The organism is Paenibacillus sp. EB106-05-06-XG162, from assembly GCF_058791655.1.
Genome location: NZ_JBYTDT010000003.1, coordinates 116447 through 136945, shown reverse-complemented (window position 1 = coordinate 136945; position 20499 = coordinate 116447). Strand labels below are relative to the sequence as shown.

At 49.6% G+C, this 20499-nt stretch carries 21 protein-coding genes; 15 read left to right on the top strand and 6 right to left on the bottom strand.

Features of this window, described 5'->3' with window-relative positions:
- The first annotated feature begins 15 nt into the window (after positions 1-15).
- The 10 genes from AC3WU2_RS09410 (at position 16) to AC3WU2_RS09365 (ending at position 10847) form a co-directional block, all read left to right on the top strand.
- Complete coding sequence (locus tag AC3WU2_RS09410) at positions 16-726, top strand: glycerophosphodiester phosphodiesterase (RefSeq protein ID WP_492453507.1); 711 nt, start codon at positions 16-18, stop codon at positions 724-726.
- A 254-nt stretch (positions 727-980) separates the two neighbouring features.
- Positions 981-1928 carry an ABC transporter permease gene (locus tag AC3WU2_RS09405; protein ID WP_492453505.1) on the top strand — a complete coding sequence of 316 codons (948 nt, stop codon included), beginning with the start codon at positions 981-983 and terminating at the stop codon, positions 1926-1928.
- Between the two features lie 45 nt (positions 1929-1973).
- Entirely contained in the window at positions 1974-3722 is a 1749-nt protein-coding gene (locus AC3WU2_RS09400) for an extracellular solute-binding protein (protein ID WP_492453503.1), read from the top strand.
- A 97-nt stretch (positions 3723-3819) separates the two neighbouring features.
- On the top strand, positions 3820-4728 hold the full coding sequence (locus tag AC3WU2_RS09395) for a carbohydrate ABC transporter permease (protein ID WP_492453501.1): 909 nt from the start codon (positions 3820-3822) through the stop codon (positions 4726-4728).
- Between the two features lie 24 nt (positions 4729-4752).
- Entirely contained in the window at positions 4753-5643 is an 891-nt protein-coding gene (locus tag AC3WU2_RS09390) for a CehA/McbA family metallohydrolase (protein WP_492453499.1), read from the top strand.
- Between the two features lie 12 nt (positions 5644-5655).
- Positions 5656-6666 (top strand): LacI family DNA-binding transcriptional regulator, encoded by a 1011-nt coding sequence (locus AC3WU2_RS09385; protein WP_492453497.1) that lies wholly within the window; start codon positions 5656-5658, stop codon positions 6664-6666.
- A gap of 38 nt (positions 6667-6704) precedes the next feature.
- Positions 6705-7655: a carbohydrate kinase family protein gene (locus tag AC3WU2_RS09380; protein ID WP_492453495.1), complete on the top strand. Its 951-nt coding sequence runs from the start codon at positions 6705-6707 to the stop codon at positions 7653-7655.
- On the top strand, positions 7652-9124 hold the full coding sequence (locus tag AC3WU2_RS09375; protein ID WP_492453493.1) for a leucyl aminopeptidase family protein: 1473 nt from the start codon (positions 7652-7654) through the stop codon (positions 9122-9124). The genes AC3WU2_RS09380 and AC3WU2_RS09375 overlap by 4 nt, the downstream gene beginning before the upstream one ends.
- Complete coding sequence (locus AC3WU2_RS09370; protein WP_492453491.1) at positions 9125-10096, top strand: aldo/keto reductase; 972 nt, start codon at positions 9125-9127, stop codon at positions 10094-10096.
- Positions 10086-10847, top strand: coding sequence for a sugar phosphate isomerase/epimerase family protein (locus AC3WU2_RS09365; protein WP_492453489.1), 762 nt, complete (start codon positions 10086-10088; stop codon positions 10845-10847). Before AC3WU2_RS09370 ends, AC3WU2_RS09365 begins: the two co-directional genes overlap by 11 nt.
- An 85-nt stretch (positions 10848-10932) precedes the next feature.
- Here the strand turns inward: AC3WU2_RS09365 and AC3WU2_RS09360 are convergent, their stop codons facing one another.
- Together AC3WU2_RS09360 and AC3WU2_RS09355 are read right to left on the bottom strand one after the other, a co-directional pair.
- A complete protein-coding gene (locus tag AC3WU2_RS09360) occupies positions 10933-11376 on the bottom strand; it encodes a DUF441 domain-containing protein (RefSeq protein WP_211220768.1) in 444 nt (147 codons plus the stop codon).
- A gap of 123 nt (positions 11377-11499) precedes the next feature.
- Positions 11500-12342, bottom strand: coding sequence for a helix-turn-helix domain-containing protein (locus AC3WU2_RS09355; RefSeq protein ID WP_492453487.1), 843 nt, complete (start codon positions 12340-12342; stop codon positions 11500-11502).
- 130 nt (positions 12343-12472) lie between these two features.
- Between AC3WU2_RS09355 and AC3WU2_RS09350 the strand changes: the two genes are divergently transcribed.
- The 3 genes from AC3WU2_RS09350 to AC3WU2_RS09340 are packed head-to-tail and all read left to right on the top strand — an operon-like array spanning position 12473 to position 15358.
- Complete coding sequence (locus tag AC3WU2_RS09350) at positions 12473-13231, top strand: sugar phosphate isomerase/epimerase family protein (protein ID WP_492453485.1); 759 nt, start codon at positions 12473-12475, stop codon at positions 13229-13231.
- A gap of 51 nt (positions 13232-13282) precedes the next feature.
- Positions 13283-14368, top strand: coding sequence for a Gfo/Idh/MocA family protein (locus AC3WU2_RS09345; protein WP_492453483.1), 1086 nt, complete (start codon positions 13283-13285; stop codon positions 14366-14368).
- A gap of 21 nt (positions 14369-14389) precedes the next feature.
- A complete protein-coding gene (locus AC3WU2_RS09340) occupies positions 14390-15358 on the top strand; it encodes a sugar phosphate isomerase/epimerase family protein (protein ID WP_314591567.1) in 969 nt (322 codons plus the stop codon).
- A 108-nt stretch (positions 15359-15466) separates the two neighbouring features.
- Here the strand turns inward: AC3WU2_RS09340 and AC3WU2_RS09335 are convergent, their stop codons facing one another.
- A complete protein-coding gene (locus tag AC3WU2_RS09335) occupies positions 15467-16558 on the bottom strand; it encodes a M24 family metallopeptidase (protein ID WP_492453480.1) in 1092 nt (363 codons plus the stop codon).
- Positions 16559-16712: 154 nt separating this feature from the next.
- Entirely contained in the window at positions 16713-17177 is a 465-nt protein-coding gene (locus AC3WU2_RS09330) for a hypothetical protein (protein ID WP_492453478.1), read from the bottom strand.
- Between the two features lie 233 nt (positions 17178-17410).
- On the opposite strand from AC3WU2_RS09330, the gene AC3WU2_RS09325 reads away from it, so the two are divergent.
- Together AC3WU2_RS09325 and AC3WU2_RS09320 are read left to right on the top strand one after the other, a co-directional pair.
- The gene (locus tag AC3WU2_RS09325) at positions 17411-18157 is read left to right on the top strand and encodes a sugar isomerase domain-containing protein (RefSeq protein WP_492453476.1); all 747 of its coding nucleotides are present in this window, start codon (positions 17411-17413) and stop codon (positions 18155-18157) included.
- A 136-nt stretch (positions 18158-18293) separates the two neighbouring features.
- Complete coding sequence (locus tag AC3WU2_RS09320) at positions 18294-18704, top strand: VOC family protein (RefSeq protein ID WP_492453474.1); 411 nt, start codon at positions 18294-18296, stop codon at positions 18702-18704.
- 71 nt (positions 18705-18775) lie between these two features.
- Here AC3WU2_RS09320 and AC3WU2_RS09315 read toward each other — a convergent pair whose 3' ends face one another.
- Positions 18776-19018, bottom strand: coding sequence for a hypothetical protein (locus tag AC3WU2_RS09315; protein ID WP_492453472.1), 243 nt, complete (start codon positions 19016-19018; stop codon positions 18776-18778).
- Positions 19019-19039: 21 nt separating this feature from the next.
- Positions 19040-20470, bottom strand: a complete 1431-nt coding sequence (locus AC3WU2_RS09310) for a hypothetical protein (RefSeq protein WP_492453470.1) — start codon at positions 20468-20470, stop codon at positions 19040-19042.
- Positions 20471-20499: the final 29 nt, after the last annotated feature.

Below are 20499 nucleotides of genomic sequence, written 5' to 3'. Positions count from 1 at the left end.
AAGGAGGTCAGACGCATGCATCATTCTCATTTCTGGGTTGCAGCGCACACGGGTTCGGGCAATGCCCCGGACAACACGATGGACTCATTCCTCGAAGGAGTAAACAGCGGTGCCGATATGGTCGAGATCGATGTCCGATCGACAAGAGATGGCGTTGCAATCCTGCTTCATGATGATTCACCGCTGCTCCAGCTGTATACTCACAAGCAGCTGAACACCCGGGAAATGCGCACCCAGCTCGATCCCCTCTATGCACACCATGACATTGTGCGTCTTGATACAATTTTACAGATTGCGATGAAGCACCAAATGAAGTTAAATCTGGATATGAAAGACCACTGTAGCATTGAACCCGCGTTGGCCGCGATTCAGATGACGCAAGCCGCAGAATGTGTCTATTTCACGGGATGCACAGAGGGACTTTTGGGTCTTCAGGCAGGACTTCGGGTGATGATGAATACGCCTGATGCATTGACGGACCAAGATGAGGGGGACTACGAGGCATTTGCTGATGCAATCTGTGCGCAGGCACGAAAGGAAGGATACGTCGGACTCAATATGGATTACCGGACCTGCCGTCAGGAGATTGTGGATCGTGCCCACGCGAGCGGTTTGGTGGTATGGGTGTATACCGTGAACGAACCGGCATGGATGGCGAAGTGTATATCGATGGACGTGGATGCGATCACAACGAGAAATGTAAGCATGCTGCTCCAGCTAAAATGAAGGCGCTTTAAAAATTTTTCGAAAAATATGGTATCGATACCATACCGATTGAATATGGCTTAATAAGCAGGTTGTTTTACCCGCAATGGAATTTATTGTTATCTTCACAAAGAATTAAGCCGTACATGACGTTGCGTTAACACTTCATCGATATAATGATCATCAAACCGCAATGGAAGGGAGATGAGCCATACACTTAAGATTGGACAAATTGTATAGAACCCACTAACTCATGAGAAGGTGATTGATCATCCATGACAACACATGTGAACCGAGCGGTGAACACTTCGAAGAGATCCAAACACTGGAGAAATATTTTACTGCATAAATACTTATACCTCATGTTACTGCCTTGCCTCGTCTTTTTTATTATCTTTTCCTACATTCCTATGACTGGCATTATTCTGGCTTTTAAAGAGTTCAAGTTCAACCAAGGGATTCTTGGGAGCCCCTGGGCAGGCTTCAAATATTTTGAACGATTCTTTAATGATTACCAGAGCAGCATGCTCATTAAGAACACACTGATTATCTCGTGTATGAAGCTGTTCATCGGCTTACCGTTCCCCATCATTCTCGCGCTGATGTTCAACGAAGTGAAAAATCGCTACTTCCGCAATATCGCCCAGAGCATCTCTTATCTGCCTCATTTCTTATCCTGGGTCGTCGTGGTTGGATTGACCCAACGTCTTCTTGCACCCGATAACGGCTTACTGAATCAGATCGTCGGCTTCTTCGGTGGAGATAGCAGCGTCTTCTACATGATGGAATCGAGTTATTTCTACCAAATCATGTTCGGGAGCCATATCTGGAAATCGATCGGCTGGGACTCCATCATCTATCTGGCAGCGATTGCAGGTGTGAATCAGGATATGTACGAAGCGGCGAGGATGGATGGAGCCAGCAGGACCCGAGAAATTTGGCACATTACACTTCCTTCGATCCAACCAACCATTCTCATTCTGTTTATTCTATCACTCGGAAGTATCTTATCTGCAGGGTTCGATCAGCTGTATCTCCTGCGAACACCAGGGAACATGCAATTAGCCGAGATTCTCGATACGTACGTCATTCGGGTGGGACTTCAAGGCGGTCAATATGGGTATGCGACAGCCGTCGGTCTCATGCAAGGGGTGATTGGATTAATACTCGTCGTTGCAGCAAATCGGATTTCTAAGAAGGTATCAGACACTTCATTATGGTAGCGATTCCAGAGGAATGAATAAACCAATGAAAAGAGGGATGATGAAATGCTTAGAAACAACATGTGGTTTCGACTACTTACGATTCCGCTCATTTTGACGATGCTCCTCGCAGGCTGCGCCGGGAATGATAGCGGTACGGACAACAAGGGTGCACAGCCTCAAGACAACACGGCGAATCAAGGGACGGACAAAGGATCGGCGGACAGCGGCAAACCTGCAACATGGATCGCGGATCGGAAAGTGAAAGGGCTTGTTTTCATGGGGACGGATGATTACACCGGGGATATGAACGCGGAGATCAAAGCAAAATTAAAGGAACTAACAGGAATCGACTTGGAAGTTGAAATTATGGTCGCAGATCATTCCATCGACGGGCTCATCGCAGGGCTGGCATCGAACGATTTGCCGGACTTCATCACCTTTTATCTGAATAACAGTGGTCGACCGGAGATGCCAGTTCTTTTGAAAGCCGCAAGGGAAGAAATGTTCACGGATCTTGCGCCGCTGATGAAGGATACGAAGGTGTACAGCAAATATTTGGAGGATGGCTACTTGCCGCTCGATACGAAATTTGGCGTCATGTTCCGCCCAGAATTCAATGGTTCTACTTACTTCATCCACATGAACGTGGCACGCCAAGGCGGCTATGCGACGTGGAAAGCTGCTGGTGGCCCTTACATTCGCAAAGATATCGCCGATGCACTGAAAGTCGATCCTCGCACGATCAATACCACGGAAAAGCTGTATGAGCTTGCGAAGAAAATCAAAGCAGGCAGCTTCAAAGATAATAACGGAAAAGATGTCGTACCGATCGGACCTAGTTACTGGGGTGGTCAAGAGATCGGCGTCCTCTTCAATGATCTGGAATGGGGCAGTGACGATCAGCGGATTAAGAAGGACTCGTCCGGCAACATTTTGCATGAAAGTCAGACAGAATATGCATTGAAAAAAGTAGAGTACATTCAAAAGCTGCTTAAAGAAAAGCTCATCCATCCAGAATTCTTCACCATGGACGAAAGCCGCGCGACAGAGGGCGCACTGAACGGCACATGGGGCATCATCGGAAATGCGCACAACTATCAAGAATTCAACCGCGATATGCATTACTTGCCGCTAGGCCCCATTGATTATGTGGATCGTCCTTATCAGATGCAAGTGGATTTCAAATCGGGTTCTTCCGGGTGGGCCATCCCAGCGACAACGAAGAACCCGGAAGATATTATGAAGCTGGCAGATTTCCTGGCTAGTCGTGAAGGCAAGCTGCTGTGGCAGTATGGATTGGAAGGCAGAGACTATACGCTGGATGCGAAGGGCAACCCACTCGCGAAGAAGGAAGTCATTGACCTCAAAGTAAGTAATCCGGAAGAAGCCAAGAAGCTTGGGTTCGCAGGCGTAGGCAATTCCTGGGGCGCTCTGCTCGGCGGTACCGATATTGACCGGATGGCTGACTTTGGCGAGATGGAGTATGGGGACGCTGTCGCGCCGGAACTCAACGCGGGTGCACTCAAGATTGCGGAATACTGGGGCTGGGAAGAGAAACGCAAAAATGCCAAGATGGTGGACGGATATACGCCATTATCCTTTATTAGTGAATTTGAGCATGGAACGGAATTAAAAGCAGCACTTAAGAATTATGATGACAGCCTCATTCGGGCGTACTATGCGAAGAACACGGACGAAGCGAAGAAAATTCTCGATTCTGCCTCCAAACAACTGGAAGCGACCGGATTACAGCAATTCCTGGAACTGCTCAAGACGAAAGATGCTGATCCAAAGACGCATGTGAAGTTCTAATCCGACACGGGAAAGGGTGGGTCGGCTCGTTTCAAGCTTCGCTGAACCGGCCCTACTTGTTCACCTTTCAATCGCCAATATGAGGAGGAGACCGAGATTGAGGGAGTTCTACAAGACATCATTCGGGGAAAAAGTCTTTAAAGTCTTCATTTATCTATGTATCACGGCGCTATGTCTATCCATCATCCTTCCTTTCTTCAATATATTGGCCTTATCCTTCAATGCGGGAAAAGATGCGGAACGCGGAGGGATTTACTTCTGGCCGCGTGTATGGTCGCTTCAAAATTTCGCGGAGGTGCTGACTTCAGCCAATATGCTCTCGGCGTTCGGCATATCGCTGTTCAGGACCATTGTCGGAACGCTAGCGAGTGTATTCCTAACGGCCATGGCTGCATATACCTTGAAGAGTAAGACGATGCCGGGCGTTCGATTTTTTACGATGCTGATCTTCTTCACGATGCTGTTCAGTGGCGGCATAATTCCCTATTACATGCTGCTGAAATCCATCCATTTGACGAATACAATCTGGGTGTATGTTATTCCATCCCTCTACAGTGCGTGGAACCTAATCATTATGCGGACGTTCTTCCAGCAAATTCATGCCAGTCTCGAAGAGTCGGCACGGATCGATGGATACAATGATTTCTCGATCTTCATGCGGGTCATCATGCCGCTGAGTAAACCGGTGATCGCAGTGATTACGTTATTCAACGCCGTAGGTCATTGGAACGATTGGTTCACGGGCGCCTTCTATGTCAGATCGGGGGATCTCCGTCCGCTCTCTACTTTGCTCCAAGAGATGCTCACGCGGGCAGAAGCGATGCGAAGCAAGCTGGAGTCGGCGGCTGGGACGACGCAGTATGAGATGCTCGACAAGATGCAGGTGACAGGCGATTCGATGAAAATGGCTACGATTATTGTCGTCGTCGCACCGATTATCATCATTTATCCGTTTATCCAGAAGTATTTTGCCCAAGGCGTGATGATCGGGTCGATCAAGGAATAGAGGACTGGGTATAGGAGGAATCACATGCGCATTGACAATCCGTACGATAAGCAGGGCACATGGCTGCGGGGCAGCTTCCACAATCACACGAATAACAGCGACGGCTGGTTTTCGCTTGAGACGGTCTATACCATGTACGCGGATTATGATTTTCTAGCCATATCCGATCATGACAAGATTACGAATCTAGAGGCGAAATGCAGGATCCCTACCGTATTCGAAGCGATTGAGGTCAGCAGTAGTAAGCCACATATGTTGCTCGTCAAGCCCCCGTATTCGATCATGGAAGGGTACAGCAACGAATTTACGATTGCGAATTATCAACAGCTTGCCGATGCAACGCTCGATCATGGCGGCATTTGCGTCTTGGTGCATCCGAATCGCTATTTCTCCAACTTCTGGACGATCGAAGACATGCTGCAGATGGAGCGCTATACCGGGGTGGAGATTTATAACGGGGACGGGAATGTAGAATATGATATCGCCTTCGACAAATGGGATGCGCTGCTCTCGGCTGGGCGCAAAGTATGGGGCTTCGGAAATGATGACTCCCATGTCTACGGGCAGGAGAAGCAGGCTTGGAACATGGTGCTCGCCGCCTATCATTCGCAGGAAGCGATTTTGGATGCGATTCGCGGGGGGAGCTTCTACGTGTCGACGGGGTACGGTTTTGACGCGATTCGCTGCGAGGGTTCGAAAATAACCATCGATCTGAGATCGAATGCGCTGCTGGATAAGATGTACAAATACGTCACCTTGTTCGGGAAGGACGGCAGGGTGCTGCATGAAGCGACAGGTCGGGTAAAGCAAGTCTCGTACGAATGCCAAGGGGATGAAGGGTATGTGCGCGTGAGCGCCTATATTGAGGGAGGTTATGCGGCGTTTTCACAGCCCTTGTTTATTATGAAGGATTAGGATGAGGTCGAAATGAATGTGAAAATCAAAGACGTAGCCATTCGAGCAGGGGTCTCGACCACGACGGTCTCCAGGGTATTGAACGGAGAGAAGTATGTGAAGGAAGAATTGAAGAAGCGGGTAAATGACGCGATTGAAGAGCTGGGGTATGCGCCGAGCCATATTGCCCGAAGCCTTGTGCGCAACAAGACGGATCTCATTGGCGTGATCGTGCCTGATCTCACCTCAAGCTTCTATGCGACGATTCTCAGTTCCATCGAACAGACGGCGACCTCGAACAGCTACAATCTGCTCGTGTGCAACATTAACGAGGATATCGATAAGGAATTGAAGTATTTGAACATTTTCAAGGAAATGCGGGTCGAAGGCATCATTATCATGCATGAGAAAATCAACGAAGAGATTCGTGGATTCATTAATAGCTTGCAGATTCCGGTCATCTTCTCGAGCGTCAAACCGATGGATCAATCGTTCATCTCGGTGATCGTCGATGATTATACGGCTGCGTATGATGCGACGCGGTATTTAATCGAGTTAGGTCATGAACGGATTGGCTTCATCGGGGGCGATATGCGGGATATTACGTCGGGACAGAATCGATATGTCGGTTACTGCAATGCTCTTCGGGATCTTGGGCTCAAGATCATTCACGAACGGATTCGATTCGGGGATTACAAAGTGAAAAGCGGATACGAACGGATGGGGGAGCTGCTGCGATACGAGCAATGGCCAACGGCTGTATTCGCTGTGAGTGATGATATGGCGATCGGCGCGGTCAATTGCATTATTGATCACGGCATGCGCGTTCCCGAAGATATCTCGGTCATGGGCTTCGACGGAAGTCAAATGACAGAGCTGGTTCGGCCAAGAATTACATCGATGGAACAACCGATTCATCACATGGGGGTCGTTACCGTTGAGACGTTACTCCGGCTTATTCGAGGCGAGATTGAACAGGATGAGGACATCATACTAGGCCACCGATTGGAAGTTCGAGACAGCTGTAGACAGCGCTCGATGTAAGGGAGTGTTTCGGCAGGAAGATACAGGGAGAGGGAGAAATGTTGAAGACATTTGATGCCTTGGTCATTGGTGACGCGAACGTTGATTTGGTAATTGTCGGCTGCAACACGTTACCGCTTCCCGGACAAGAAATATTCGTTCAGGACATGTCTCTGCATGTCGGAGGAGGGGCAGCATTATTCAGTCTAACCCTTGCCAAGCTGGGCAAGACGGTGGCTTTCAAAGGGATCGTCGGCCAAGATTACTATGGTCAGTATGTTCTGGATCAATTCCGTCTCGCTGGTATCGATACCAGCTATACGAAGCGAAGCGAGCAGAATTCGACGGGCATTTCGATTGCGATTAATCCGGAGCGGGATCGCTCCTTTATATCATACGCGGGCACGAATGCGGAGCTGCAAGTCGATCACGTTGCAGATCTGGAACCGATTCCAGCCCGACATGTTCATCTTACGGGGTACAGAGGGAGCAGCAATCATGAAGCTTTTATGCGGATTGTTCGCCAATTGAGGGCCTCTGGCATCACGGTGTCACTTGATGTTGGTTGGGATGATACCGGGGAGTGGTATCCGGGTGTCTTTGAACTGATGGATGGGATTGATGTGTTCTTCATGAACGAGACGGAGGCTCTGCATTATACGGGTTGTGCAGCTATTGAAGAGAGTATTGGGCAATTGAAGGAGCAGCAGAAAAATGTAGTTGTGAAAAGGGGCCCGCAAGGAGCAACGGCCATCATCGGAGGTAAAGTGTCGCATTGCGCAGGCTATGTGGTTGAAGTCGTGGATACGACGGGTGCGGGGGATGCTTTTAACGCGGGCTTTATGTACGGCTACCTATCTGGCATGTCGGTAGGGGAATGCCTCGTATACGGTAATGCTTGCGGTGCGCTATCGGTTCAGAATTATGGCGGCAGCACGGGTGCGGTCGATCTTACAGCGTTGATGCAGTTCATTGAATCGCATCGTATTGACGAGGAGAGTGCGAAATGAAGGGGATCATCGGGTGTTCAGAGGATGCGCAAGTGATCATTGTTCCGATTTGTAAGGAGGATGTCGTGCGTGGCGGCATGATGGTAGGGGGTGAACCGGTCGAGCTGGAGCTGCGTCCATCGGCGGGCGATAAAGAAGCCCTTACTTGGGTGTGCAGTCCGTCGGACCGTCCGGGAATGCTGTTCATTGGACTTGGTGAACGGACGCGTGTGGACGTAGAGTGTGTGCGGCATGCTGCGGGTTATGCAGGAAGAGCGGTCATGCGCGACAAGCTGGAGCAGGTTCAAGTGTCCTTTGGCTCGTTGGCGCAATGTTCGTTGTCAGCAGCTGAAGCGGCGGGGGCATGGATGGAAGGATGGTCGCTCGGATCGTATGCATTTGATCAATACAAATCAGCGGCGGCGGAGCGAGTTGTTCCGATGGTGTACTTGGATGTGGAGTCATCGGAGGCAGTGGAGGAGCGGATCCGGGTCGCGAATCGTCGTGCAGAAGGAACGATGCTTGCTCGAGATCTAGCGAATGAACCGCCGAATGCGCTTCGTCCGGAGACGCTCGCACGCAGGGTTCTGAAGCATTTTGAAGATACGTCGGTTAAGGTTGAGGTGCTGCCCGTGAGCAGCTTGGAGCTGCAAGGGATGGCAGGGCTGTTAGCGGTCGGGCGTGGGAGCGTGCATCCACCCGTATTGATCAAGATGTCGTATGTTACGGATCCTTCCCAACCGTTAATTGCGCTCGTAGGCAAGGGCATCACGTTCGATACGGGCGGGATTTCGCTGAAGAGGGACTACAATATTAGCGATATGCGGATGGATATGGCCGGCGGGGCGTCCGTGATTGGGGCAATGGAGATCTTGTCGCGAAGTGGAGCTGCGCTCAATGTCGTTGCGCTGGTCCCAGCAGCAGAGAATATGCCAGGCGGGAATGCGTTATTGCCTGGTGAAATTCTAACGTATACCAACGGACTTACGGTACAGATTGGCAATACGGATGCGGAAGGCCGTCTCGTCCTTGCGGATGCGCTATTGTATGCCCATCGCCTTGGCGCGGCTGAAGTCGCGGATATCGCGACGTTAACGTATTCCTGCACCGGAGCGCTTGGCTCCAAATACGCAGGCGTCTGGGGTGAACAGGCCTTGGTCGATACGATGCAAGATGTCGCTGCGCTAGTAGGTGAGAAGGTGTGGCAGCTCCCGCTAGCTGCTGAATATGACAGTTATTTGGATAGCGATTGCGCAGACATGTGCAATGTGAGCAGCGTAGGTGAAGCGGGGGCGATTACCGCGGCGTTGTTCCTGCGGCGATTCGTCCACCCGTCGATGAAATGGGTGCATCTCGATATGGCTGGGCTGAAGGAGATATCGGCAGCCAAAGGATATCTTGTGCAGGGAGCGACAGGGTTTGGTACGCGCCTGCTCGCCGAGTGGGTACTGCATCGTGCGGCTCAGCATGAAGGGAAGGAGGGGTTGTGAATGAAGACGATTGCGATTGAAGGGGTGAGAAATGGTTGTCCCATTACGTATAACGTATCCCAGTTGATCATGGGCTCGGGAAATTTCTTGCGACGGGATGATATGGAGCATATCGATCGGATGTTCGATACGTTCCTTCAGGTTGGCGGCAATCTGATTGACACGGCGCATCAGTATGGTCGATGCGAACGGAAGATCGGCGCGTGGTTGGATACGTCGGGCAGACGCAGTGAACTCATGATTCTCACCAAAGGGGCGCATCATGACGATGGTGAACCGGGACCGCGCGTGAATCCGCGAGCGATTACAAAGGATTTGCTAGAAAGCTTGGAACGATTGAGAACCGACCATGTGGAGCTCTATGCCCTGCATCGCGATGAGCCGACGGTTGAAGTCGGTCCTATTATCGAAGTGCTGAATGAACATATCGCGTGCGGGCGCATTCATGCCATAGGCGCATCGAATTGGACGCATAAACGGATCCAAGCAGCAAATGACTATGCAGAGTCCCACGGGTTAATCGGATTTACGTTCAATAGTCCGAATCTTAGCCTAGCCAAGTGCAGGGTGCCTCGGTGGGAAGGCAGCGTTTCAGCGGAGCGCGAGATGTGTGCGTGGCATGAAGGCAATGGGATGCCGCTTTTATCCTGGTCCTCGCAGGCTGGCGGGTTCTTCACGGGTCGATTCACACCGGATCGGCGGGATGATGCTGAGATGGTTAACGTGTACTATACGCCGGACAATTGGGAACGGTATGCAAGGGCGGAACGGCTTGCGCAGGAGAAAGGAGTAAGTCGAATGCAGATCGCATTATCTTATGTGCTCCATCAATCATTTCCGACTGCAGCGCTCGTGGGGATGGAGACGGTTGAGGAAGTGTTATCTTCGGTAGATGGACTCGCGATCGAGATAACCGAGCAGGAGGTTCGGTGGCTGGATTTGCTTGAAGGAGGTGAAGGGCATGCGGAATAAGTTTGCCGCTCAATTATATACTTTGCGGGAAGCATGCAAGGAGGATTTCTATGGGACACTGCGTACGCTGCGGCAGATGGGGTGGTGCGCGGTACAAATCGACGGACTACACGGATACCCAGCAGAGGAGATCGCTGCGGTTCTGCAAGAAACGGGTCTTTCCGTAGCAGGTATGCATGTGAGCTTAGCCCGGATGAATCATGAGCTGGATGCGGTGATACGCGAAGCGGAATGGTTCGGTACGCCGTATATTTATTGTAATTCAGTACCTGGTGAATTGCAGGATGAGGAAGGGTATCGTCAATTGAAGCGAGAGCTGCTGAACATTGAGGGAAAGGTTCGCGGGAAGGGACTCTACATCGGTCATCACAATCATGATTTTGAATTCCATACGGTTGTTGATGGGAAGGTAGCGTTGGATTACGTGCTCGAACCGGAAGAAACAGGGACTTTGATCCCCGAATTTGACACCTACTGGATTAAGAAAGCGGGGCGCGATCCTCTCGCATACATTTCAACGTATGCAGGTCGGAAGCTGCCGATTTTGCATTTCAAAGATATGACGAAGGATGATCAGCAGTATTTCGCGGAAATTGGAGCGGGATGTATCGATTTTGAGCCGATTCTAGCGTGGGGTGAAGCGAATGGTGTCGAATATTACGCGATTGAGCAGGATTATTGCCCGGGCAATCCTTTCGACAGCTTGGCCCAGTCATTATCGTATTTGATGCAGCTTACGAGTACGAAATAGATAGAAGGATGCATAGAGATGAGAATAGCAACGCCACTCATGAGTATGTCATGAGGGGCGCCATTTAGGTGCGTTGCAGGAGAAGTTACATTTTCCCGATTATCATCGATAGAATTCCTGCTGCAATGAGTGGTCCAACCGGAACGCCGCCGAAGATTGCTACGCCAAGTACGGTGCCGATTAGGAGGCCTGCGACGAGCGTGGGCTGATTACCCATCAACGTGACGCCGCGTCCGCCGAGATAGGAGACGAGGACACCGATCACGATGGCGAGGATCGATTTCCAGTTCAAGAAGGAATGAAGCATCGTATCAAGGCTTATTTTGCCGCTCGCAATGGGGGCCATCACGCCAATCGTTAAAATGATGATTCCGATTGTAAGTCCGTATTTCTCGATCCAAGGGAAGACCTGATCCATATGCGTCACACGCAATAGCAGCAGAACAACCATCGCGATGGTGACGGTGGAGTTGCCGCTGAACAGACCGAGTGCCGCGAATAGCAATAGGATCAGGGAGGGGGTGTCGATGTTGGTCATTAGATGAATTCCTCTTTCTTGGTGCTAATAATTCAACGTGTTGAACTGAATGTGTTTTCCCTACCACGATAGCATATTCGCCTGTTAAATCAAAATGAACACCGTCATATGCCGTTATTTCCGTGTATTCAACTCACGATATTCGCTCGGACTTAAGCCCGTGCGCGTCTTGAAGGTGCGATGGAAATACGTATAGCTCTGGAACCCGCACAGCTCGGCGATTTGCTCCAACGTCATTTTGCTATATTCAATTCGTTCACGAGCTGTAGAGATCCGGACCTCAATCGCGTAATCCATAATCGTCTGGCCGAATACCTCTTTGAACAGATGGCCAGCGCGAGATACACTGAGCTTCGCATGGTCTGCGACGTCCTGCAAAGTGATCGATTCAGCGGCATGCTGCTCAATATAATCTTTCATATGATTACAGATCGGTACATATTTGGACTTCGCGCTGGAACGGTTGGATTCTTCCAATAGACGGTCGAGCATCAGGAAGAAGGACCTGGTGAGATACTGGACGATCTCCTCCATGGAATCATGGAAACGCCGTTTCTCTTGAATCATCTGGCGCCACAACGTAATAAGCCGTTCGTCCAGCCGAATTCGCGTCTTCGGACTGCGTTCGCGCGAGTTCCACCATTCTTCCACATAGCTGCCTCTGACCATGAGGAAGTAGTCCATACTATTAATTTTTGGTAGAATCTGATTCGAGACAGGATGCTGAAATCCTATCTTGAGTTCATAGATATCGCCTTCTTTGTAGAGCAGCAGGTCGCCGGGTTCCACCGATTCGAAATGATCGTTCATCCATACATGGGCAGATCCCTCGGTCTGAAGACGAATGAGGTAGTATGGCAGACGGCTGCGTTCCCGATTATCGTAAGGTCTATAATGTTTGGCATAGTCCACGAGCAGCACTTCCAAATTGTTCGAAGAGGTTTGAGAAACACTCATTTTTCATCATCCTTTATGATCAAGTGTAGCAAAATAGTTCAGGATTAGGTCATATCATTCATTCCCATTATATCGATAATTTGTCTAGAATAGAAGCGTAGGAAAACCTTTTCATAGGAGTTGGATTGCAATGATGAAGATTGGGCTACAGTTATATACGTTACGTGAGGAGACAAGTCGTGATTTTGTAGGAACTTTGCGTAAAGTTGCAGAAATTGGCTATGAAGGTGTCGAATTTGCTGGTTATGGTGGTATGGATGCGGAAGAACTAAAAGCATTACTTGAAGAATTAAATTTGGTATCGATCGGTGCTCATGTGGGCTTGGATCGCCTTCGCAATCATTTAGATGAAGAGATCGCTTTCCATAAAATACTCGGAAGTGAATATATCGCTTGTCCGTACTTGTCTGCGGAAGAACGTGGTTCGCTAAGTTCTTTAATGGAGATTACGAAGCTATTTAAAGATGCAACCCGCAAATGCGCGGAGCATGGCCTTCAATTCGGCTATCATAATCATGATTTCGAATTTACGGAGCAAATCGGCAACAAGACCTTGTTCGACTCGATCTTCGAATTGACCGCTCCAGCGCCGATGTTCGTTGAGCTTGACGCTTGTTGGGTTCATCATGCAGGGTTCGATCCATCCGAATATATGATGAAATATGCCGGTCATGTGCCGCTAGTTCATTTGAAGGATTTGGTGACGAATGAGGATGGTTCTGCGAAGACGGTTATTCTCGGTACCGGTGAGATGGAGCTGGATGAAGTGATTGCGACAGCGAAATTGACGGGAGCAGAATGGTTAATCGTAGAGCAGGATATGTGTCAGATTGATCCGATTGAGAGTGTTACACAGAGTATGCAATGGGCGCGTACGCATCGCAAATAAGGTTGTAATTTCTTTTAGATAAAACTATTAAACTATTGGAGGCGTTCTAACATGTCAAAAATCTATCGTATTGCAATTATCGGCTGTGGTGGTATCGCGAACGGCAAACATATGCCAAGTCTTAAGAAATTGAAAAATATCGAGATGGTCGCTTTCTGCGATATTATTCCTGAGCGTGCAGAGAAAGCAGCAGAAGAATATGGTGCTGAAGGTGCAAAAGTATACACAGATTACACTGAAGTATTCGCAGACAAGACAATTGATATCGTACACGTATGTACGCCGAACGATTCACATGCTGAGATTGCAATTGCTGCGATGGAAGCGGACAAACATGTTATGTGTGAGAAGCCAATGGCGAAGACAGCAGCAGATGCGCGTCGTATGGTAGAAGTTGCGAAGTCGACTGGCAAGAAGCTTACCGTTGGATACAACAACCGTTTCCGTACAGACAGCCGTTATTTGAAAGAAGTATGTGATGCAGGCGATTTGGGTGAAATTTACTTTGCGAAGGCTCATGCGATTCGTCGTCGTGCTGTACCTACGTGGGGCGTGTTCTTGGACGAAGAGAAACAAGGCGGCGGACCACTTATCGATATCGGTACACACGCGCTTGACTTAACCTTGTGGATGATGAATAACTACAAGCCAAAAGCGGTTCTAGGAACGGCATTCCATAAGCTTTCGAGCCGTAAAAATGCTGCAAATGCATGGGGATCATGGGATCCAGAGAAATTCACCGTAGAAGATTCCGCATTCGGGATGATTACGATGGAGAACGGTGCAACGATCATGCTCGAATCCAGCTGGGCGCTTAACGTGGTGAAATCCGGTGAAGCAATCTGTACGCTTTGCGGAACAGAAGGCGGCGCAGATATGTGGGATGGTCTTGTAATCAATGGTGAGAAGCACAGCAAATTGTACGATCAGAAGATCCAACTTGGCGCAAGTGGCGTAGCTTTCTATGATGGCGCTTCGGAAGATGCTCCAGATGTAGAAATGCGTCTATGGATCGAAGCAATTGAGCAGGATAAAGATCCTGTCGTAACAGCTGAGCAAGCATGCGTTGTTTCTGAAATTCTTGAAGCGATCTACGAATCTTCCAAAACAGGCAAAGCTGTCTACTTCAACAACTAATCAGCAAAGGAGCGTTCAAAGATGAAATTAGGCGTATTCGCTGTATTATTTGGTCAAAAGCCGCTTGAAGAAGCGCTCGATTATATTCAAGGCAAAGGGCTGCAAGCTGTCGAAATCGGTACAGGAGGCTATCCGGGGAACAGTCACTGCAAACCGGAAGAGCTGCTAGCTGACGCGGGCAAATTAAAAGCGTTCAAGCAAGCTTTCGATTCCCGTGGATTAACGATCAGCGCGCTGAGCTGTCACGGCAATGCGCTGCATCCGCAGAAGGATATCGCGAAGCCGTTCCATGATGATTTCATGCGTACGATCGAGCTTGCGGAGCGTCTTGAAGTACCTGTTGTTAACGGATTCTCAGGCTGCCCAGGCGACCATGAGGGTGCGAAATACCCGAATTGGCCGGTTGCACCTTGGCCGGGCGACTATCAAGAAATTCTCGACTGGCAATGGTCGAACAAAGTGATCCCTTACTGGACGGAGACGGGGAAATACGCTTCGGATCGTGGAGTCAAAATCGCATTAGAATTGCACGGCGGTTTCTCTGTGCATACGCCAGCGAACTTGCTTCGTCTGCGTGAAGCGGTTGGGGAAGTGATCGGCGCGAATCTCGATCCGAGCCATATGTGGTGGCAAGGTATTGATCCGGTACAAGCGATCCATATCCTTGGTCGTGAGAATGCGATCCATCACTTCCATGCGAAGGACACATCGATTGATCCGATCAATGTGAACAAACATGGTGTGACGGATATGCAATCCTATGCCTTGATGCTCGATCGTGCATGGCAATTCCGTACGGTTGGTTATGGTCATGACATGAAGGTGTGGGCGGACATCATGAGTGCGCTTCGTCTGGTCGGCTATGATTATGTCGTAAGTATTGAGCATGAAGATGGCTTGATGTCGGTAGATGAAGGCTTCACAAAAGCTGTAGAGAACTTGAATCAAGTCTTGATTAGAGAACCGCTTGGCGATATGTGGTGGGTATAATCCCTGTCGTAAAGGGTGATAAATGAAAATCCCCGTTCTTCCAGTCTGTTGGGACTGTGAAGAACGGGGATTTTTGATGTCTAGTTGGATCGGGTGGAAAGCGTGATGCTACCCTCCGATGATCGTTAATTCTTTTGGATACGTGGTTAAAATTTCAATGCCGTCTGCGGTCACGACGACGTCATCTTCAATACGCACGCCGCCTCGGTTTGGCAAGTAAATGCCTGGCTCAATCGTAAATACGACGCCTTCTTGCAGCAGATCCTCATTGTTCGCATGAACGCCTGGATATTCATGTACATCTATGCCAAGACCGTGACCTAGGCGATGCATGAAATATTGTCCATAGCCTTGATCTTCAATCACTTGACGCGCTGCACGGTCAATAGAGGCGTAGGTGACGCCGGGACGGACGGCTGCGATGGCTGCCAGATTCGCTTGAAGCGTCGTGTTGTAGATTTCTTTGAGCTGATCATCAATCTCGCCTACAGCGAACGTCCGTGTGATGTCCGAAGCGTAACCATTCGCATAGACGCCAAGGTCGAAAAGCAGCAGCTCATTCGCTTGCACTTTCCGTGTGCCTGGATTCCCATGCGGCAATGCGGATTTCTCTCCAGCGAGCACTAATGTATCGAAGGAAGGCCCGTCAGCGCCCAGCTTCTTCATCTGGTATTCGAGCTCAGCGACGAGTTCTATCTCGGTTACGCCGACCTTCACTTGGCTTACGACGGTATGTAATGCTGCCTCAACCAGCCGCACGGCTTCCTTCATGCGCGCGATCTCGTCTGCGGATTTACGCATGCGCATGCTGCGCAGCTGATCTCCTGCGTCGATATACGCGTTCGCTTGCACGACGGCGCTTAATGCTTCGAAACGAACGACGGACAGGTGCTCTTTCTCAATCCCGAGCGTGTGGATCGAAGCTGGCAGGTGCTGTTTTAAGATGGCATATGGATTATCCGTATCTGTGTGTGTCGCAATTCGCTTCACCGAAGATTCCTGCGAAGCTGCTCCTGCATCGAGTGCGGGAACGATCAGCACTGGCTCTTGCTCTGTAGAGATGATAAGACCGAGGAAACGCTCATGCGGATTGCAGGCGAATCCAGTGAAGTAGTAAACATGCTTCGGTTCCGTAATTAATAGAGTGGACATGCCGCTTGCTTGCATAAGGGTATAGAGTTGATTGATTCGGTTCGTCATTGTGGATTTCATCCTTTCGCTAAATAGAGATTCTATATAGCGACGATACCACTTTTTAAGCGGGAATGCCAATGAGAAAGGGCTATGATGTTACGTACGATAAATATAGAAAGCGAAAAGACGTATTCACAGAATACGTCTTTTCATGTATGTATTATGCAGAAATAGAATTGGATTGCGCGAAATTACCTGTCGGACCTTTTTCCACAATACTAGATTTCTTGAGGAATAATCCTAAAATTAGTGCAACAACCATTGGAACGAACCAAATTACAACCAGCATAGCCATTCCGATTCCGGCACCGATCACTGCACCAGCTTGTTCGTATTCATTAGAAGCATCATTAACGACTTGGCCAGCGCCAGCCATACCAGCGATTCCCACTATGATCATTGTGATTGTCCAGAAGAGTGCAAAGTATTTCATAACATTCCATCCCGTGCCGCCTTCCCTCACTTGACCAGCTTTTAGATATCGTTTGGCCAAATAGAAAGGTAGGACTAATGGACCTCCAAGGAAACATCCAATACTCCAACCAATGAATTGATTGCCTCTCTTCTTTGCATCGAAAAATACCCATACTGCTATTAAAAAGTACAAAATCCAATAAAACACCATACCATCCTCCTAGTCATATTTGGTAATATTATACTGTAAATTGCGACAAAAGTCCTTAATTATTTTAGTTAAATAGTAACAATCTAAAAATAATGAAGAAAAATGTTGATTTATAACCGTAATATTTAGTTTCTCTTTTCTGCCAAATTCATAGAGTAAAATGTGGACTTCCACCATATACATAAATAGAGAGGGTATGAACAAATCTATGGAATGAGGGAAGGTGTCACGATATGAAGTTAGGTGCTAGAGTCATGATGGGGGCCATCTTGGATGTTGTGAAAGAGATGGAAGCTACGCAGGTAGAGGCGATTCAAGAAGCTTCGAAGCTATTGGCTGCGTGCTTGCAGCGAGGCGGCATCATTCATGTGTTCGGGGCAGGGCATTCGCGAGCCTTTGGCATGGAGATGTGCGGTAGAGCAGGTGGGCTTGTTCCGATGAAGCTTGTCGCGCTTGAAGACATTGCGATTGCAGAAGGCACGGCTGGAATTAATCTGACAGAGCTCGAACGTTCACCGGAGACGGCGCATCGATTGATGGACATTCACCAGGTGCAGAATGAAGATGCCTTTATTATTGTATCGAATTCGGGTCGGAATGGATCTGCCGTAGAGTTGGCAACAATCTGCCGGGATCGGGGACTTCCAATTGTTGCGGTCACATCGCTGAAGCATTCGATGAATACGGACAGCCGGCATCCGAGCGGTAAGAAACTCTACGAACTCGCTGATATTGTGATCGATAACTGCTGCCCTTATGGGGATGTGCTGCTTGAGATTCCGAACATGGAAGAGCGAACGGGATCGGCGTCCTCGATTGTCGGTGGATTGATTGCACAGGCGATTACGAATGAGATTATTCTTCTGTCCGTTGAGCGCGGGGAATTGCCACCTGTTTATCGCAGCGCGAATCTGGATGGCGGCGACGAGCATAATCGGAATATTGTCGCGCGTTACGCGCACCGGAATATTACCTATTAATTGGCAAGGAGCTCTTCACATTCAGGGAGGCTCCTTTTCTTTTAGCGCAACCACTTATGTCCAGGGATCTTATGGTGTAAACTTGAGATAGGCTCACATCAAGCAATCCAACTTATTGAATCTAGGAGATGATCCCATGTCACATAGTAAGCCGAAGGTTACTCCATTTTTGATGTTCCAGGGACAAGCGGAAGAGGCGATCAACTTGTATACCTCGACTTTTGACCAATCCGAAATCTTAAGTATGATGCGCTATGGGCCGGGTCAACCGGGGACAGAGGGAAGCGTTATGATGGCCTCCTTCTCCTTGCATGGGCAAGTCTTTATGGCCAATGACAGCAACGTGCAGCATAACTTCACATTTACGCCATCGATATCGATGTATGTCACATGCGATACGGAAGAGGAAATTGACCGCGTATTCGCAACATTATCCGAAGGCGGCGGCGTCCTGATGCCGTTACAAGCGTATCCGTTCAGTGCGAAGTTCGCTTGGATCTCAGATCGATTCGGCGTATCCTGGCAATTGAGTCTGGTGAAGAGCTAGCATTGTTTCGGAAAAGAGGAAAACCTGTTGAATCCTTACGCGGAATCAACAGGTTTTTTGGCGTTCACCATCTAGTATAGAGGCTGTTGGGAGTCGGTCCCAGGCCATTGACACCCAGGAAACGGATTGACGGCTTGAATCTGACTGAGCGGATAATGCTTTGTAGCAAATTGCGTGTGGTAGAGATACTCCATCAAGTAGATTTCGCCATTTTGGACGCTGCACAGGACACCGCTTACGCCGGTACCGTCCATCATGGAGACACCGACGGGTTTACCGAGAAGTCCGTGCAGACTTTGTGCGGATACGGGCATTCTGTTACACCTCCAATGCGATTAGATGAGGAACATCGCGACAATGGTCGTAACGACAAGGCCGATGATAACAGGCTTTAGGTTGCGCCGGGCAAGCTCGAACGGACTGATGCCGCAGATGGCTGCTGCCGGGATTAATGCCCAAGGGATGATCGTGCCGCCGCCTACCCAGATGGCTGCGATCTGCCCGAGCGCGGTTAAGGTCGCGACGCCGCTCTGAATAGCTGTCCCGAACAGATTTGCGATGGAACCCGCGAGTGAGATACCTGAGAATCCAGATCCGTCGAGACCCGTGATCGCACCGACGGTGGTTAAGGTCGCGGCACTCACAGCGGTATTGACAGGCACGGTATGCGCGAGGGCGAGACCGAGATCATTCACAATGCCATGGGAGCCGGCAGGAAGTGTCTTGCCGAAGACTTCAATGAATGCGCTGTCACCCAAATAGAAGAAAGCAGCAATTGGGATGACGGGACCGAAGACGCGAAACCCGAATAAGAAGCCGTCGACCATATCGGTCGTCGACTGCTCTAATCCCCGGCTGCCATGCGCGAAGAGACAGATGAGCAGGAGGAGCAAGAGGGCTGTACCGCCGATGAGTGCCGTTGCATCGCCGCCCTGCAGCTTAAAGTAGATCATGGCAGCAACATCAGTGAGGAAGAAGAGTGGAACGAGAATCGAGAAGACGATCCGCATCTTGCGAGGCATGAGCGAACGGGACTCAGTCTCTGAGGGTGGAACGGCACCGTCGCTGCTGACGGATGTGGTTGTGGTGCCGCTCGTTAACCCTGTCGTGAAGGTTAATGATCCGTTCTTCATATCGCGGCGAAGGAACCAGAAGGCAGCCACTGTTGTGACGATTCCCATCACCAAAACGAGCGGTACACTTGCAGAGATCACGTCCCCGACGGGAATGCCAGCGGCGTCTGCGGTAAGCTTGGGTGCGGCTTGGATGATGTAGTCGCTCGATAAGGCGATTCCGTGGCCGAACAGATTCATCGAGACGGCAACGCCGAGTGCGGGCAATCCTGCGCGAATGGCCACCGGAAGCAGCACGGCACCGATCAATGCGACAGCGGGCGAAGGCCAGAAGAACCAGGAGATGACCATCATGACTATTCCGATCGTCCAATAGGCGAGGGTTGGGGTGCGAATGAGCTTAGTGAACGGACTCACCATCATTTCATTGATGCCGGTACGTGCGAGGACGCGGCTTAAGGCGACAATCACAGAGATGATGAGGATGGTGCCGAGTAATTCTTTTAACGCATAGATGAAGCTTGAGAAGATACCGCTGACCGATGCGGTGAGCGATCCGGTGGCGACGACGCCTAGCACGAAGATGCCTGCGATACAGAGCAGCGTCGTGTCTCTTTTGCGCACCATGAACCCGATGATGAGTACAATACAGGCAACATAAATCCAGTGCAGAGCTGATAAGTGGACATCCATGTCTACCCCTCCAGTAGAGACTTGCAGTT